Raw genomic sequence first — 14,452 nt, 5'->3', positions numbered from 1 at the left:
CAGCGCGTAGAAAGATAACAAAATGACAAATCCCGAAGTCGCCCTGTTGATGCTGGGCCTGTTCATCCTGCTGGTTTTGCTGGGTTTCCCGATTGCTTTTACGCTGCTCGCGATGGGCGTGGCCTTTGGCTATTACGCCTACCACCAGGGTCATCCGATCGAGCAGTTCAGCGATATTTTCGACAATAACATCTTCTATTTGCTGAACCAGAATACCTATTCGGTGATGGAAAACCCGACGCTGGTCGCCATTCCACTGTTCCTGTTCATGGGCTATGTGGTGGAACGCGCCAACATCGTGGACAAGCTGTTTTTCTCGCTCTATCAGGCCGCGCGCAATCTGCCAGGCTCGCTCGCCATCGCCGCGCTGCTGACCTGCGCGGTTTTCTCGACGGCCTCTGGGATTGTGGGCGCGGTTGTCACGCTGATGGGCCTGTTGGCCTTCCCCGCCATGGCAAACGCCAATTATAACAAGAGCTTCGCGGCTGGCGTGATCTGCGCAGGCGGTACGCTGGGCATACTTATCCCGCCCTCGATCATGCTGATCGTGTACTCGGCCATCGGAGATTTGTCGCCGCTGCGGCTCTATGCAGCGGCGGTCTTCCCAGGGCTCATACTCGCGGGCCTCTACATCGTTTATGTGATCGTGCGGGTGTATTTCAATCCCGCACTCGCCCCGAAACCAACATCCGACGACGTACCCCCACCACGCGAAATCTACCTGAACCTGCTGGTCAGCTTCGTGCCTCTGACAGTGCTCATCGCGCTGGTGCTGGGCTCCATTTTGGGCGGCCTCGCCACCCCCGCCGAAGCTGCGGCCATGGGAGCCTTGGGGGGCATGGTGCTGGCTGTCCTCTACCGGTCCATGTCCTGGACCAAGCTCAAGGAAAGCGTTTTCCTGACGGCCAAGGCCACGGCGATGGTCTGCTGGCTCTTCGTCGGCTCATGGACCTTTGCGAGTGTTTTCTCCTATCTCGGCGGGCATGACATCATCGCCCAATGGGTCGGCGGCATGGATCTGGAACCCTGGGAGTTCCTCGTTCTGGCGCAGGTCATCATCTTCCTGTTAGGCTGGCCTTTGGAGTGGTCGGAAATCCTTATCATCTTCGTGCCGATCTTCCTGCCGCTGCTCGAAGTCTTTGGGGTGAACCCCTATTTCTTTGCGATGCTGGTGGCGCTGAACCTGCAAACCTCTTTCCTGACCCCGCCTATGGCCATGTCGGCCTATTATCTCAAAGGGGTGCTGAAAAATCAGATTGAACTGATGGAAATCTTCCGCGGGATCATGCCCTACCTTGGCATCGTGATCTTCACGATGGTGCTGATGTATCAATTCCCCGGCATCGCCCTGTGGTTCCCTGATTATCTCTTCGGTGTCTACATCCCGTGAAGCTCAAACCACATACACTCTCGGCCACGGAGGCGGCGCGCTACATCGCCTCCGGCCAGCTCAAATCCGCGCAGCTTGTGCAATCCTGCCTGAGCCATATCTCTGAGACGGACGGGGCGGTCCACGCTTGGGCGCATCTGGACGCTGAGGCCGCATTGGCCCAGGCCGCATCCTGTGATGCGCTGCGCCAAAAGGGTCTGGCCACCGGTCCGCTGCATGGCATTCCCGTCGCGCTCAAGGACATCATCGATACGCGCGATATGCCAACTGAGCGCGGCACGCCCATCTTCAAGCACCGCCAAAGCGAGGATGACGCACGTATCGTCGAGATGCTGCGCGAAGCGGGCGCGGTGATCATGGGCAAGACCGTGACTACGGAACTGGCCTTTGTGCATGCCAATGAAACGCGCAACCCGCATAACCCCGATCATTCGCCGGGCGGGTCTTCCAGTGGGTCCGCTGCCGCCGTGGCTGCTGGCCATGTACCGCTGGCCATCGGCACGCAAACCAACGGGTCGGTGATCCGCCCCGCGTCTTTCTGTGGCACTTTTGGCTTCAAGCCAACACGCGGGATGATACCGCGCACAGGCGTGTTGCAAACCTCCGTCTCGCTGGATCAGATCGGGACTTTCGCGCGCACGTTGGAAGACGCCGCGCTGCTTGCGGATGTGATCGCCGCATATGATCAACGCGATCCGGAGAGTTTCGCCAATGCGCGCCCCGCCATGGCGAAGGGCACGGCGCAGAACGCACCCGTCGACCCCGACTTCATCTGGTTTGATCTGCCCTTCAATGATCGTTTGTCCGAGGCCGCCCGCGAGGGCCTGGACGGTGTGATGGAGATCATGGGGCCGCGCGTGACGCGTATGGAGCCTGCGGATCAGCTCTCCAACCTCGTCGCCGTGCAGGCCCGCATCCACGAATATGAAATCGCGCAGCATCAGGCGGAGGTTTTTGACACCTACTGGGATCAGATCAGCGACACGTTAAAGCCGATTATCACCCGCGCGCGCCAGATCAGCAAAACCGAATACGAGGATGCGCTGGCCGTCAAAGCCTCGGCAGAGGTGTTTTTTGACGACTTTTTCACCGACTATGACGCCATCATCGCCCCCGCTGCGGCGGGCGAAGCACCCCGTTTCGGCGCAGGCACAGGCGATCCGATCTTCTGCACGCTCTGGACGCTGGCGGGTTTGCCTTGTGTGACCCTGCCCCTGCTGGTCGGGGAAACCGGCCTGCCCATCGGCGTGCAATTGATTGGCCCCGCGCAAAAAGACGACCGCCTGTTGCGCACCGCGCGCTGGCTGCAAAACCACATCGCGGCTGCGGCCGCCTGAAGCAAAGGACATCAAGATGTCATATATCGTCAAAGTGATCGTGGGGCTCATCGGCACCGCTTTGCTGGTGATCTTCGTCGGCGAACTCTCGCACAGCATTTCCACCGGGTTTGCCGGGTTCTGGGGCGGCTTCCCCTTCATGGTGATCGTGATCATCGTCTGCGCCATGGCGATCTACGATTACTGGGACGAATGCATCCGAAAGAAATAACCCATGAGCAAGCCACGCCTCTGGATCACACGCCGCCTGTCTGACGCCACGCTGGAACGTGCGGCGCGCGATTATGACACGGTCGTTAACCATGATGACACACCGGGCAGCGCGCAGGATATCATTGCCGCGAGTGCAGAGTTCGATGCGATCATCCCCTGCCACTCCGAACACTTCAGCGCGGATGTTGCCGCTCAACTGGACCCGCGTCTCAAGATCATCGCCAATCATTCCGTCGGTGTGGATCATTGCGACCTGCCCGCACTCAAGGCGCGCGGGATCACTGTGACGAACACGCCGGATGTGCTCTCGGATGCGACGGGCGAACTGGCCATGCTGCTGATGTTGGGCGCGGCGCGCCATGCGGTGGCGGGCGACCGTATCGTGCGTGAGGGCAAGTGGGACTTCTGGTCACCCTCCTTTATGGTCGGCAAGCAGGTGACGGGCGCGCGTCTGGGGATCATCGGCATGGGGCGCGTCGGTCGTGCCTTTGCGGCCAAGGCGCGGGGTTTTGATATGGAAATCCATTACTACAATCGCTCTGAACTGCCCACAGCGCAGGCCAAGGGTGCGATCTATCACGACACGGTTGAAAGCCTGCTCGGTGTCGCCGATTTCCTCTCGCTCCACTGCCCCGCAACGCCCGAGACCACCAATCTGATGAACGCCGAACGTTTCGCGCTGCTGCCCCATGGCGCTGTCATGGTGAACTCTGCGCGCGGCGCGCTGGTGGATGAAAGCGCGCTGCTTGCGGCTTTGAAAACCGGTCAATTGGCCGCCGCAGGTCTGGATTGTTTTCAGGTCGAGCCCGGCGGAAACCCCGCTTTCGCCGCGCATGACAACATCTTCATGCTGCCTCATATCGGATCGGCCACTACCCGCACCCGCGACGCGATGGGGTTCCGGGCCTTGGATAATCTCGATGCTTTTTTCACCGGTGAGACGCCGAAAGACACGCTCTGACGCTCAAGCACTGAAGAGCCCGCCATAGTCATCGCGCAGAACATTCTTTTGCACCTTCCCCATCGTATTGCGGGGAAGTTCGGTCAGAATAATTAATTTACGCGGATGTTTGAACCGCGCCAATTGAGTGCATGCGGCACTTTCGATCTGCTTCACATCGGGTTGCTGATCTTTTTGTGGCACCAGGAAACCAACCACGGTTTCGCCAAAATCAGGATGCGGCACACCGATCACAGCGCTTTCCAACACGCCCGGCTGATCATCAAGCAACGCCTCGATTTCCTTAGGGTAAATGTTATACCCGCCCGAAATAATCAGATCCTTGTTGCGCCCGACGATCTGCACATATCCCTGATCGTCGATCAAACCGAGGTCCCCGGTGATGAAAAACCCATCCTCGCGCAGCTCTTCCCGTGTCTTTTCGGGCATCTGCCAATAGCCTTTGAACACATTGTCGCCGCGCACTTCGATCTGGCCGATATCACCGTCCGGCAGAGTGGCACCCGTGGCAGGATCGGTGATTTTCAATTCGACACCCGGCAATGGAAAGCCGACCGTCCCTGCCCTGCGCACCCCGTCATAGGGGTTGGAGGTGTTCATATTGGTTTCCGTCATGCCGTAGCGTTCAAGAATGCGGTGGCCGGTGCGGGTTTCAAATTGCACATGTGTTTCGGCCAGAAGCGGCGCGCTGCCCGAGATAAACAGGCGCATATGCGACACAAGGTCCTGCGTGAAACGCGGATCATCCATCAGCCGGGTATAGAAAGTTGGGACGCCCATCATCGACGTTGCCCGAGGCAGGACGTCGATCACCGTCTCCACATCAAATTTTGGCAAGAAAATCATCGAGCCGCCGGTCAGCAGCTGTATGTTCGTGGCCACAAACAGCCCATGCGTGTGAAAGATCGGCAAAGCATGCAGCAGCACATCGTTCCGGGTGAAGCGCCATGCCTCCACCAGCGTCTGCGCGTTGGACAGAAGGTTGGTCTGCGTCAACATCGCGCCTTTGGAACGGCCGGTGGTGCCCGAGGTATAGAGGAATGCAGCGAGATCATCCGCCCTGCGGGATGCGGTCTCAAATTGTCCGCTCAACCGGCTCGCGCGATCCGGCAATGATCCCGTACCATCCGCGCCCAGCGTCTGGAGCGCGGCCCCTACGGAATCAGCCGCAGCTTGCAACCCACCCGCGTTGACGGGATCACAGATCAACAGGCGCGCGCCGCTGTTTTCCACGAAATAGGAAACTTCCGCCGCCGTGTATCCCGTGTTTAACGGCAAGAAAATGATTCCCGATTGCACCGCCGCCGCGTAAACCGCGAGAGATTGCGGAGATTTTTTCGCCTGAAGTGCGAGGCGATCTCCCGGCTTCAACCCCATATCGGCAAAGGCGTTGGCAAAGCGGCCCACCATGTCGAGAAACGCCGAGTGGGTCAGGGTCGACCCGTCCGGCATTTGCAAGAAAACCGTATCCTGCCCGACATGATGTCCAAAGAGCGTATCAAAAAGCGGATTTGCCATCGTTTAATCCTTAGTGCGGTGTCATTTTCAATGCGCGCTTGTTTCCCGAGATGCCATCAAAAGGATGGCCCCATGACCGCATCGGGCAACCAGGTGGCGAGCCCCGGAAACAGGCACAGCAGGATGATCGCGATGACCATACAGGCCACAAAGGGCAGCGACCCCATGAGGATGGTCTTGAGCGAGATATCCGGCGCGATCCCGTTGATCACATAGAGGTTGAGGCCCACCGGCGGGCTGATCAGGCCAATTTCCATGTTGATGGTGAGGATGACGGCAAACCAGATCGGGTCGAACCCGGCGGTGGTGATAATGGGCAACAGGATGGGGGCTGCCATCAGGATCACCGCAACTGGCGGCAGGAAGAAACCTGCGATCAGCAGGAAGACATTGACCGTCCCCATCAGGACCCAGCGGTTGACATCGAGCGTACCGATCCATTCGGCGATGGATTGCGTAATGAAGAGGCTGGAGAGCATATAGGAAAACACGCCGGCGGCGGCGATAATGAAGAGGATCATCACGCTTTCCTTGGTGCTGTCGCGCAGCACGACCCAAAGGGCGGAGGGTTGCCAGAGCCTATAGATCACCATGGCGATGATCAGGCAGAGGAGCGCGCCCACCGCCGCCGTTTCCGAAGGCGTCGCGATACCGCCATACATCGCATAAAGCACGCCGATGATGATGCCGATGAAAGGCAGCACGCGGGGCAGAATTTCGAATTTCTCGCGCCATGTGTAATTGCCCGCCGTGAGCAGGCCCGCATCCCCGGATTTCCAGGTGGAATAGAGCGACCATGCCATGAAAAGCGCCACCAGCAGCAGACCCGGAATGACTCCGGCAAGGAACAGGCGGCCAATCGAGGTTTCGGTGGCGATGCCATAGACAATCATGGTGACGGAGGGCGGGATCAGGATGCCCAGCGTGCCACCCGCCGCGATGGAGCCCGCCGCCACCCCGTCAGGATAGCCCCGTTTGCGCATTTCGGGGATGCCCATTTTGCCGATGGCTGCACAGGTGGCGGGGCTTGATCCGGACATCGCCGCGAACAGCGCACAGGCCCCGAGGTTCGAAATGACAAGGCCGCCGGGGACGCGGGTGAGCCAACGTTCGAGCGCCTCATAGAGGTCTGCGCCTGCGCGCGTCGAGGCGATGGAGGAGCCCATGATAATGAACATCGGGATCGACAGAAGGGCGAAGTTATCGAGTTTGCCAAAGAGGATTTCGGGCATCAGCTCCAGGCTGCGCATGCCATCAAAAATGATCAGGAACCCGGCTGAGACAATCAGCAGACCCATCGCCACGGAGACGCCGGAGAAAAGCACGATGATGGTGGAAATGGCGACCAGAGCGCCGAGGAGGAGCGGGTCCATCAGTCGTTCTCCAAACCAAACGGGGCCTCGGTGCCGGTCAACACCCCCACCAGATCCGCGATAAGCTGCAAGAGCAGAAGACCAAAACCGACAGGCAGCGCCAGATAGGGAATCCACAACCGCACGCCCCAGACCGTGTCCGATTTCCAGCCGCGATCCCAGGCGAAGTGCCAGTAGTCAAACCCGTACCACAGCATCACCGCGATAATGGCGATGGAGAGCGACAACGTCAGCACGGCGAGCCCCTTGCGGGCGGGCGCAGGCAAGGCCAGCGGGATCAGATCGACGTTCACATGACCGCGCAGGCGTTGCACGTAAGGCAAGCCCACAAGCGTCGCACCAATCACCAGATAGATCACCATTTCCGTCTGCCAGACGGTCGAGCCGTTGAGCACGAAGCGCACAAAAATCATCTGACATGTGATCGCGACCGCGGCCACGATCATCGCCGCCGAACACCAGCCCGCAACCGTTGAAAGAGCCGCGACCGCGCGCAGAAACGGGTGGTCCCCGACCGCATTATTGGTCGCAGTATGTGAGCCGGCCATGATGTCGATCCTGATGAGGGGGGGTAAAAAAGGGCGGTGAATCAACACCGCCCCTTTTGGGTCACTCGACTGCAAAGGCCATATCAAGCAGCGCCTGCCCATCGGGAACTTCTTCGACGAAGGCCTTATAGGAGGTTTCGGTCGCAATCGCGCGCCAGGCTTCAAAATCCTCGGCACTCATCTGGGCGATTTCGACACCTGCGTTCTGGAACACCTTTACCGATGCGGCGTCCTGCTTCTTGGCCTCTTCGAGATAAAATGCTTCGGCCTTTGCAGAAGCGTCGCGCAAGGCCGTCTGCTGGGCTTGTGTCAGCCCCTCGAACGTGGATTTATTCATCAAAACCGGCTGATACATGAACCACAGAGCGACGTCCGAGGCTGGCGTATAACAGGCCACCTGTTCATAGATGCGATAAGACACGAATGAGGATGACGATGTGTTGGCCGCCGTCAGAACGCCGGTTTGCATGGCGTTATAGATCTCGGAAGAGGCCATGGAAGCAATCGAGGCCCCTGCCCCTGCGAGCATCTGCTCAAAGGCCTTGCCCGCCGCACGGGTCTGCTGGCCGACCACATCTTCGGGCTTGGTGATGCATTTATCCTTGCCCACAAATCCGCCCGCCAGATAGCCGTGTACCAACACCATGACGTCATCCTCCGCCATCTTGGCCTCAAGGGCTTCCATAAAGGGGCTATCGCTCAGACGCGCGGCGTGGTCGTGGTTTTTCACGAGGCCCGGCATCAGCGTCAAATTAAACGCGGGCTGCTGGCCCCCGGCGTAGCTGAGCGGCAGCACGGTCATGTCCAGCTGTCCCCGGCTGAGCGGTTTATATTGCTCGCGCGGCTTGAACAGCGATTTGGAGCCGAAAATCTTGATCTCAAGATCCACATCAGCCGCCGCAACCTCATCCGCTATGATTTGAGCGACATGATGGCGCACGTCCTTATTGGACCATTGATGCGACAGACGCAGTTCCGTCGCCTGCGCGGATACGGTAAAAGTGGCAATAGCAGCCGCAAAGGCTGCACAAAGCAGTTTGGTTTTCATATTATCCTCCCAGATCGCTGACCTTCGGTGCCCAGCTTATGCGCCAGCATTTAGCGCCTCGCATCCAGAGTCAATATTTTTGTATACAAGAACACCATTGTTGCGTGCGCAAACCAATCCTATATTTACCTGATGGAACTCAAGCACGCCGACCGGATTGCCGACGCTTTGGAAGAACTGGTCTTTACCGGGCAGTTCAACGATGGGGACCGGCTTGATGAAATCCGGCTGGCGAAACAATTTGGCGTCTCGCGCACCCCGATCCGTGAAGCGCTGCAGCGGCTGGTGGCATCGGGGATTGCCGAACAACTCCCCCGGCGCGGCGTTTTCGTGCGCCAGCCCGGTCCCGTCGAATTGATGGAGATGTTTGAGACCATGGCGGAGATCGAAGGGGTCTGCGGGCGGCTCGCAGCCTTGCGGATTTCAGAGGAGGCACTGGCAGAATTGGACTGCGCCAATGCGCTGTGCCGCGCGGCGATTGCCGAGAATGACACCGACGCCTATTACCGGGAGAACGAGAGGTTTCACCATATGATCTATGCCCAATCGGGCAATAGCTACCTCGCCGGACAAGCCCTGCGGCTGCATCGCAGGCTCAAACCGTTCCGTCGTTTGCAACTGCGGCTGCGCGGACGTATGGCACAATCCATGCGCGAACACGAAGAGATCGTCGCCGCACTTAAATCAGCGGATGAAATGCGCGCGGCAACTGCGCTGCGCGATCACGTTGGTATCCAGGGGGACAAGTTCCGACACCTTATGGTGGAACTCAGAACGGCCGCGCAGTAGGCTCAATCCAGCCGGACCGCCTGCCCGGTGTTTTGATCCGCCGAAGAAAACCCGATCTCCTTGAGGCCGAAGCTGGCGGCAACGGAAATCACGATCATGGCCAGACCGGCGAGCAATATCTCTCTCATGTCGAGCCCGCCTTTTTTTCTTTTTCTTCGACTTCGGCGGTCCAGATGCTGTGGTGTTCACGCGCCCATTGCAATTCGACCTCGCCCTTGCCCATCGCGTCATAAGCCCCTTCCATACCGACCGACCCGATATAGATATGCGCAATGACGATGACCATCAGCACAAAGCTGACGATGGCGTGCCAAAGCTGAGCGTATTGCATTTCCTCATGCGGCGCGAGATTGGTGTTCAATTCCCCCAGACCGACAAGCTGCGGTAAACCCAAGGCATTAAGGGTTTCAAAGGTCGCGGCGAACATCGGCAACTCGAAGGGAAAGAGCAGCGAAACACCCGACACCGCAATCGAACCGCCCAAGATGATCACCGACCAAAAGATGAGTTTCTGTCCGGCGTTGAACTTCTTGGCCGGCGGGTGGCCGCCGCCGAAGATGCCCCCGCCCTTGATGATCCAGTTGATATCCGTGCGATCCGGCAGATTGTGCACAACCCAGAAGACAAAGATCAGAACCAGCGCAAGGATGAACGCCCAGGACACATTGTTATGGACCCATTTGGAACCAATCGCGATAATGGAAAAGGCCTCGTGTCCGAAGGCCGGGATGATGATTTTGCGCCCCGCCAGCGAGATCAGCCCGGTGATCCCAAGCAGGATGAAGGACCCCGCCAGTAGCCAATGCGCAAAGCGTTCGGCGGATTTGAAGCGCAGGATGGTGCGCCCGGTCTTTTCGCCATCGATCTTGATACGGCCCCGGATCAGATAGAACAGCACCAATAAAAGCGTCATGCCCCCCATCAGCCAGGACCCGTAAGTGAGCAGCGGCCCTTCACGAAAGATAAGCCAGCGCATGCCACCGTCCTGGATCAACACCTCCGCTGCATGACCGCGCACCTGTGTTGTGATGTCGGCGGAATTAAAGCGATAGGCGCGCCATAGATCGGGATCGGATGCACCGCCAAGTGTTCCCAGTTGATCGGTTGTGGGCGCGGCGCGATCGGGACTGCCGGTCACGTCGCTGCGAAAGCTGTTGTCCAGTTTCAGACCCTGCTGACGCTTCATGATGTCTTCGAGTGTCTGCGCACCGCCGGTGGCGCTGCGGTCGGTGGGCGCGTTTTCCTGGGCGTGGACAGAGACCGACAAGGTCAGCGTAAACACCAAGAAACAAAGAAGACGGAGCATGGGCATATCCAACCTGGCTAAGACGGTGCGAGGCGACCCCGTAGAGCCGCCCCGCAGATTAACATGTCGTTCAAGCGGGCTTAGCCGCCCTTCTGATCGTAAGCTGTTCCCCAGCCCCAGGCACCGGACCCAAAGCCACGCGCCACCACGCGCTCGCGGTAGATATTGGCAACGATGTCACCATCCCCGGCCAGCAACGCCTTGGTCGCGCACATTTCCGCACAGATCGGCAATTTGCCCTCTGCGATGCGGTTGCGGCCATATTTGGCGAATTCAGCGGTGGAGTGGTTTTCTTCCGGTCCACCCTGGCAGAAGGTACATTTGTCCATCTTGCCGCGCGATCCGAAATTGCCCGCTTGCGGGAATTGCGGCGCACCAAAGGGGCATGCGTAAAAGCAATACCCACACCCGATGCAGAGGTCCTTGGAGTGCAGAACGACGCCTTCTTCGTTCTGATAGAAGCAATCCACCGGACAGACGGCCATGCAAGGCGCGTCCGAACAATGCATGCACGCCACGGAAATCGACCGCTCGCCCGGTGAGCCGTCATTGATGGTGACGACCTTGCGGCGGTTGATGCCCCATGGCACTTCATGCTCATTTTTACAGGCTGTAACGCAGGCGTTGCATTCGATGCAGCGTTCAGCGTCGACGAGAAATTTTGCTCTAGCGGCCATTTTTCATGTCCTCCCTTATGCTGCCCAGATTTTGCAAAGAGTGGCTTTTGTCTCTTGCATCTGGGTCACTGAATCATAGCCGTAGGTCTGTGCGGTGTTGGTGGATTCACCAAGAACATAGGGGTCCGCGCCATCGGGATATTTATCCCTCAGATCAACGCCTTCCATATGGCCGCCGAAGTGGAATGGCATGAAGGCCACACCGCTTTCGACGCGCTCGGTGACCATGGCCATAACCTTGACCTTGCCGCCCTCAGGCCCTTCGACCCAAACCTGCTCGCCATCCCGAATACCAAGGTTATTGGCGTCGCGGGTGTTCACTTCGACAAACATGTCCTGCTGGAGCTCCGCCAGCCAAGGGTTGGAGCGTGTCTCATCGCCCCCACCCTCGTATTCAACCAAACGCCCGGAGGTCAGGATGATCGGATAGTCCTGCGAGAAATCCTGATCCTGGATCGACTTATACATGGTTGGCAGGCGCCAGAACTTCTTGTCCTCATAGGTCGGATAATCGGCCACGAGATCACGGCGGTTGGTATAGAGCGGCTCGCGGTGCACCGGCACCGGATCGGGGAAGGTCCACACAACCGCGCGCGCCTTGGCGTTGCCAAAGGGTGAGCAGCCATGCTTGATCGCAACCCGCTGAATACCGCCCGACAGGTCGGTTTTCCAGTTTACACCGCCCACTTTGGACACGTAATCGGAAGGTAATTCGCCTTGTTGTGACGTTTCACCGACTTCCTCGGCACCGGGACGTACGTCGGAGAAACCCGATACCCATTCGATCATGCGCCGTTCGTAAGAAGTCAGATCCTTGTCCCATCCCAGATCGACCAGCATCTGCATGGTGAACTCAGGGTATCCGTCCTGAATTTCCGCGCCGGGGTTGGACACGCCCTCAGCCAGCAGGTTGTCCCCATCCCGCTCCACACCGAAACGCGCCCGGAAGGACAAACCACCTTCCGCGACAGGCATCGACATATCATAGAGGTTCGCCGTGCCCGGATGGTTCATCTCGGGCGTCCCCCAGCTTGGCCATGGCAGACCGTAGAAATCACCATCTGCCGGTCCCCCGATCGCCCGCAAGCTGGTGCGATCAAACGTATGCTGGTTCGCCATGTGCATTTTCAAACGCTCAGGGCTTTGACCGGTGTAACCGATGGTCCACATGCCGCGGTTGAATTCTCGGGTGATGTCCTCAACATTCGGCTCTTCACCATCCATGGCGATATTGCGGAAGATCTTGTCGTGGAAACCGAATTTTTCGGCCAAGAGCGAGATGATCACATGATCCGGTTTGGATTCAAACAGCGGATCAACCACCTTGTCGCGCCATTGCAGCGACCGGTTGGAGGCCGTCACGGAACCGCGCGTCTCGAATTGTGTCGAGCAGGGCAGCAGGTAAACGCCATCCTCGCGGTCCTGAAGCACCGCCGTGACCGTCGGGAATGGATCAACCACCACCAACATGTCCAGCTTCTCCATCGCCGTCTTCATCTCTTTCTGACGGGTTTGGGAGTTTGGTGCGTGGCCCCAAAGAACCATCGCTCGGGTATTGTCGGGCTGGTCGATGTTCTCTTTGTCTTCAAGAACCCCGTCAATCCAGCGGCTGACCGGAATACCGGTCAGGTTCATCATCGATTTGCCATCAAAGGACGCATCCGAGAACCGGCCTTTGAGGTAATCCAGATCTTCTTCCCAGACCCGCGCCCAATGCGCCCATGATCCCTCGGACAGGCCATAATACCCTGGCAATGTATCCGCCAGAACGCCAAGGTCTGTGGCCCCCTGCACGTTGTCATGGCCGCGGAAAATATTGGTGCCACCCCCCGCCGTACCCATGTTGCCAAGCGCAAGTTGCAGCACACAATACGCACGCGTATTATTGTTACCATTGGTGTGCTGCGTACCGCCCATGCACCAGATCACGGTGCCGGGACGGTTGTTGGCCAGCGTGCGCGCAACCCGCTTGAGCTGGCTGCCGGGTGCACCGGTGACGCGCTCAACCTCTTCGGGGTTCCATTTGGCGACTTCGGTCTTGATCTGATCCATCCCCCAGACACGGGTGCGGATGAACTCCTTATCCTCCCAGCTGTTCTCGAAGATGTGCCACAGGATACCCCAGACAAGCGCCACATCCGTGCCGGGACGGAAGCGCACGTATTCATCCGCATGGGCCGCCGTGCGGGTAAAGCGCGGATCACACACGATAAACGGCGCGTTATTCTGCTCCTTGGCTTTCAGCATGTGCAGCAGTGAAACAGGGTGCGCCTCTGCGGGATTGCCGCCGATCAGGAACATCGCTTTGGAATTGTGGATGTCATTATAGCTGTTGGTCATGGCACCGTAGCCCCATGTGTTCGCCACACCGGCCACGGTGGTGGAGTGACAAATCCGCGCCTGGTGATCGACGTTATTCGTGCCCCAGTAGGCTGCGAATTTACGGAACAGATAGGCCTGTTCGTTGTTTGATTTCGCCGATCCCAGCCAATAGACTGAATCCGGTCCGCTCTCTTCGCGGATTTTGTTCATGCCATCGCCGATTTCGTTGATCGCCTGCTCCCAGGAAATGCGAACCCATTCGCCGTTCTCTTTCTTCATGGGGTATTTCAGGCGGCGTTCACCATGGGCGTGCTCGCGCACCGCCGCCCCTTTGGCGCAATGCGCGCCAAGGTTGAACGGGCTGTCCCAGCCGGGCTCCTGGCCGGTCCACACGCCGTTGGAGACTTCCGCGATTACCGTGCAGCCGACCGAACAATGGGTACAGACGGTTTTGATGGTCTCAACCGCGCCGTTAACCGCTGTTGCGGCTGAGGCCTGCGTCACCGCGCCCCCGGTTGCGGAAATCGCGGCCAAGCCGCCAATGGCCAGACCCGATCCGCGCAAAAACGCGCGCCGGTCGACTGATTTATGTGTCACGTCAGACAGGATGTTGGTGCGTCCTGCGCGATGCGAGACCCGATTGGTCTTTTTCCTTAGCATGTAGTCCTCCCTTGCTGCCCCATTCAGGTGGCTAGGTTATTTTCTTGCGCCGAGGCGTTCACCCCAAGCGCGAATGGCTTAAAAGCGTGTGCTGTCGAGATAGGCTCTGGTGTGGGCGGTATCCTGCATGGTCTCGGACAGGGGGTCCACCGGGGATGCCTCTGCGGTGCTGGTGCCTGCTGCCACCACGGCCACAGCCGCCGGGGCCGCTGTGCCTGCCAGTTTCAGAAAATCGCGACGATTTGTGTCGCCCTGTGATGTCTTTGTCATCTGTCTCTCCCTTTCGTCTTTCCCGGCGGCGTCCCGCCCT

At 58.7% G+C, this 14,452-nt stretch carries 14 protein-coding genes; 5 read left to right on the top strand and 9 right to left on the bottom strand.

From position 1 onward, the window contains the following. Positions 1 to 22: 22 nt before the first annotated feature. Genes ROLI_RS08295 through ROLI_RS08280 form a run of 4 tightly spaced genes read left to right on the top strand, consistent with a single transcriptional unit; the run spans position 23 to position 3,901 of the window. Positions 23 to 1,390 (top strand): TRAP transporter large permease subunit, encoded by a 1,368-nt coding sequence (locus tag ROLI_RS08295; protein ID WP_187428862.1) that lies wholly within the window; start codon positions 23 to 25, stop codon positions 1,388 to 1,390. Beyond that, positions 1,387 to 2,727 carry an amidase gene (locus ROLI_RS08290; protein WP_187428863.1) on the top strand — a complete coding sequence of 447 codons (1,341 nt, stop codon included), beginning with the start codon at positions 1,387 to 1,389 and terminating at the stop codon, positions 2,725 to 2,727. The genes ROLI_RS08295 and ROLI_RS08290 overlap by 4 nt, the downstream gene beginning before the upstream one ends. A gap of 16 nt (positions 2,728 to 2,743) precedes the next feature. After that, positions 2,744 to 2,938, top strand: coding sequence for a hypothetical protein (locus ROLI_RS08285; RefSeq protein WP_187428864.1), 195 nt, complete (start codon positions 2,744 to 2,746; stop codon positions 2,936 to 2,938). 3 nt (positions 2,939 to 2,941) lie between these two features. Next, positions 2,942 to 3,901, top strand: coding sequence for a D-glycerate dehydrogenase (locus tag ROLI_RS08280; RefSeq protein WP_187428865.1), 960 nt, complete (start codon positions 2,942 to 2,944; stop codon positions 3,899 to 3,901). A gap of 3 nt (positions 3,902 to 3,904) precedes the next feature. Here the strand turns inward: ROLI_RS08280 and ROLI_RS08275 are convergent, their stop codons facing one another. From ROLI_RS08275 to dctP, 4 genes are all read right to left on the bottom strand, one after another. Next, positions 3,905 to 5,419, bottom strand: coding sequence for a malonyl-CoA synthase (locus tag ROLI_RS08275; protein WP_187428866.1), 1,515 nt, complete (start codon positions 5,417 to 5,419; stop codon positions 3,905 to 3,907). A gap of 56 nt (positions 5,420 to 5,475) precedes the next feature. Continuing rightward, the gene (locus tag ROLI_RS08270; protein WP_187428867.1) at positions 5,476 to 6,792 is read right to left on the bottom strand and encodes a TRAP transporter large permease; all 1,317 of its coding nucleotides are present in this window, start codon (positions 6,790 to 6,792) and stop codon (positions 5,476 to 5,478) included. Continuing rightward, positions 6,792 to 7,340 carry a TRAP transporter small permease gene (locus ROLI_RS08265; RefSeq protein WP_187428868.1) on the bottom strand — a complete coding sequence of 183 codons (549 nt, stop codon included), beginning with the start codon at positions 7,338 to 7,340 and terminating at the stop codon, positions 6,792 to 6,794. Before ROLI_RS08265 ends, ROLI_RS08270 begins: the two co-directional genes overlap by 1 nt. Positions 7,341 to 7,401: 61 nt before the next feature. Continuing rightward, positions 7,402 to 8,388 carry a TRAP transporter substrate-binding protein DctP gene (dctP, locus tag ROLI_RS08260; RefSeq protein ID WP_187428869.1) on the bottom strand — a complete coding sequence of 329 codons (987 nt, stop codon included), beginning with the start codon at positions 8,386 to 8,388 and terminating at the stop codon, positions 7,402 to 7,404. Between the two features lie 132 nt (positions 8,389 to 8,520). Here dctP and ROLI_RS08255 point away from each other — a divergent pair, with 132 nt between their 5' ends. Further along, positions 8,521 to 9,177 carry a GntR family transcriptional regulator gene (locus tag ROLI_RS08255; protein WP_187428870.1) on the top strand — a complete coding sequence of 219 codons (657 nt, stop codon included), beginning with the start codon at positions 8,521 to 8,523 and terminating at the stop codon, positions 9,175 to 9,177. Between the two features lie 2 nt (positions 9,178 to 9,179). On the opposite strand, the gene ROLI_RS08250 is transcribed toward ROLI_RS08255, so the two are convergent. From ROLI_RS08250 to ROLI_RS08230, 5 genes are all read right to left on the bottom strand, one after another. Next, positions 9,180 to 9,305, bottom strand: coding sequence for a hypothetical protein (locus ROLI_RS08250; protein WP_262386401.1), 126 nt, complete (start codon positions 9,303 to 9,305; stop codon positions 9,180 to 9,182). Continuing rightward, positions 9,302 to 10,483 carry a formate dehydrogenase subunit gamma gene (locus tag ROLI_RS08245; protein ID WP_187428871.1) on the bottom strand — a complete coding sequence of 394 codons (1,182 nt, stop codon included), beginning with the start codon at positions 10,481 to 10,483 and terminating at the stop codon, positions 9,302 to 9,304. The genes ROLI_RS08250 and ROLI_RS08245 overlap by 4 nt, the downstream gene beginning before the upstream one ends. 80 nt (positions 10,484 to 10,563) lie before the next feature. After that, on the bottom strand, positions 10,564 to 11,160 hold the full coding sequence (gene fdh3B, locus ROLI_RS08240) for a formate dehydrogenase FDH3 subunit beta (RefSeq protein WP_187428872.1): 597 nt from the start codon (positions 11,158 to 11,160) through the stop codon (positions 10,564 to 10,566). 15 nt (positions 11,161 to 11,175) lie between these two features. Continuing rightward, positions 11,176 to 14,142: a formate dehydrogenase subunit alpha gene (locus ROLI_RS08235; RefSeq protein WP_187428873.1), complete on the bottom strand. Its 2,967-nt coding sequence runs from the start codon at positions 14,140 to 14,142 to the stop codon at positions 11,176 to 11,178. A 78-nt stretch (positions 14,143 to 14,220) separates the two neighbouring features. Further along, the gene (locus tag ROLI_RS08230) at positions 14,221 to 14,412 is read right to left on the bottom strand and encodes a twin-arginine translocation signal domain-containing protein (protein WP_187428874.1); all 192 of its coding nucleotides are present in this window, start codon (positions 14,410 to 14,412) and stop codon (positions 14,221 to 14,223) included. Positions 14,413 to 14,452 lie beyond the last annotated feature (40 nt).

It is taken from the genome of Roseobacter fucihabitans (genome assembly GCF_014337925.2).
In the GTDB taxonomy this organism is placed as follows: Bacteria; Pseudomonadota; Alphaproteobacteria; order Rhodobacterales; family Rhodobacteraceae; genus Roseobacter; species Roseobacter fucihabitans.
This window is presented reverse-complemented; position numbering and strand designations above follow the sequence as displayed.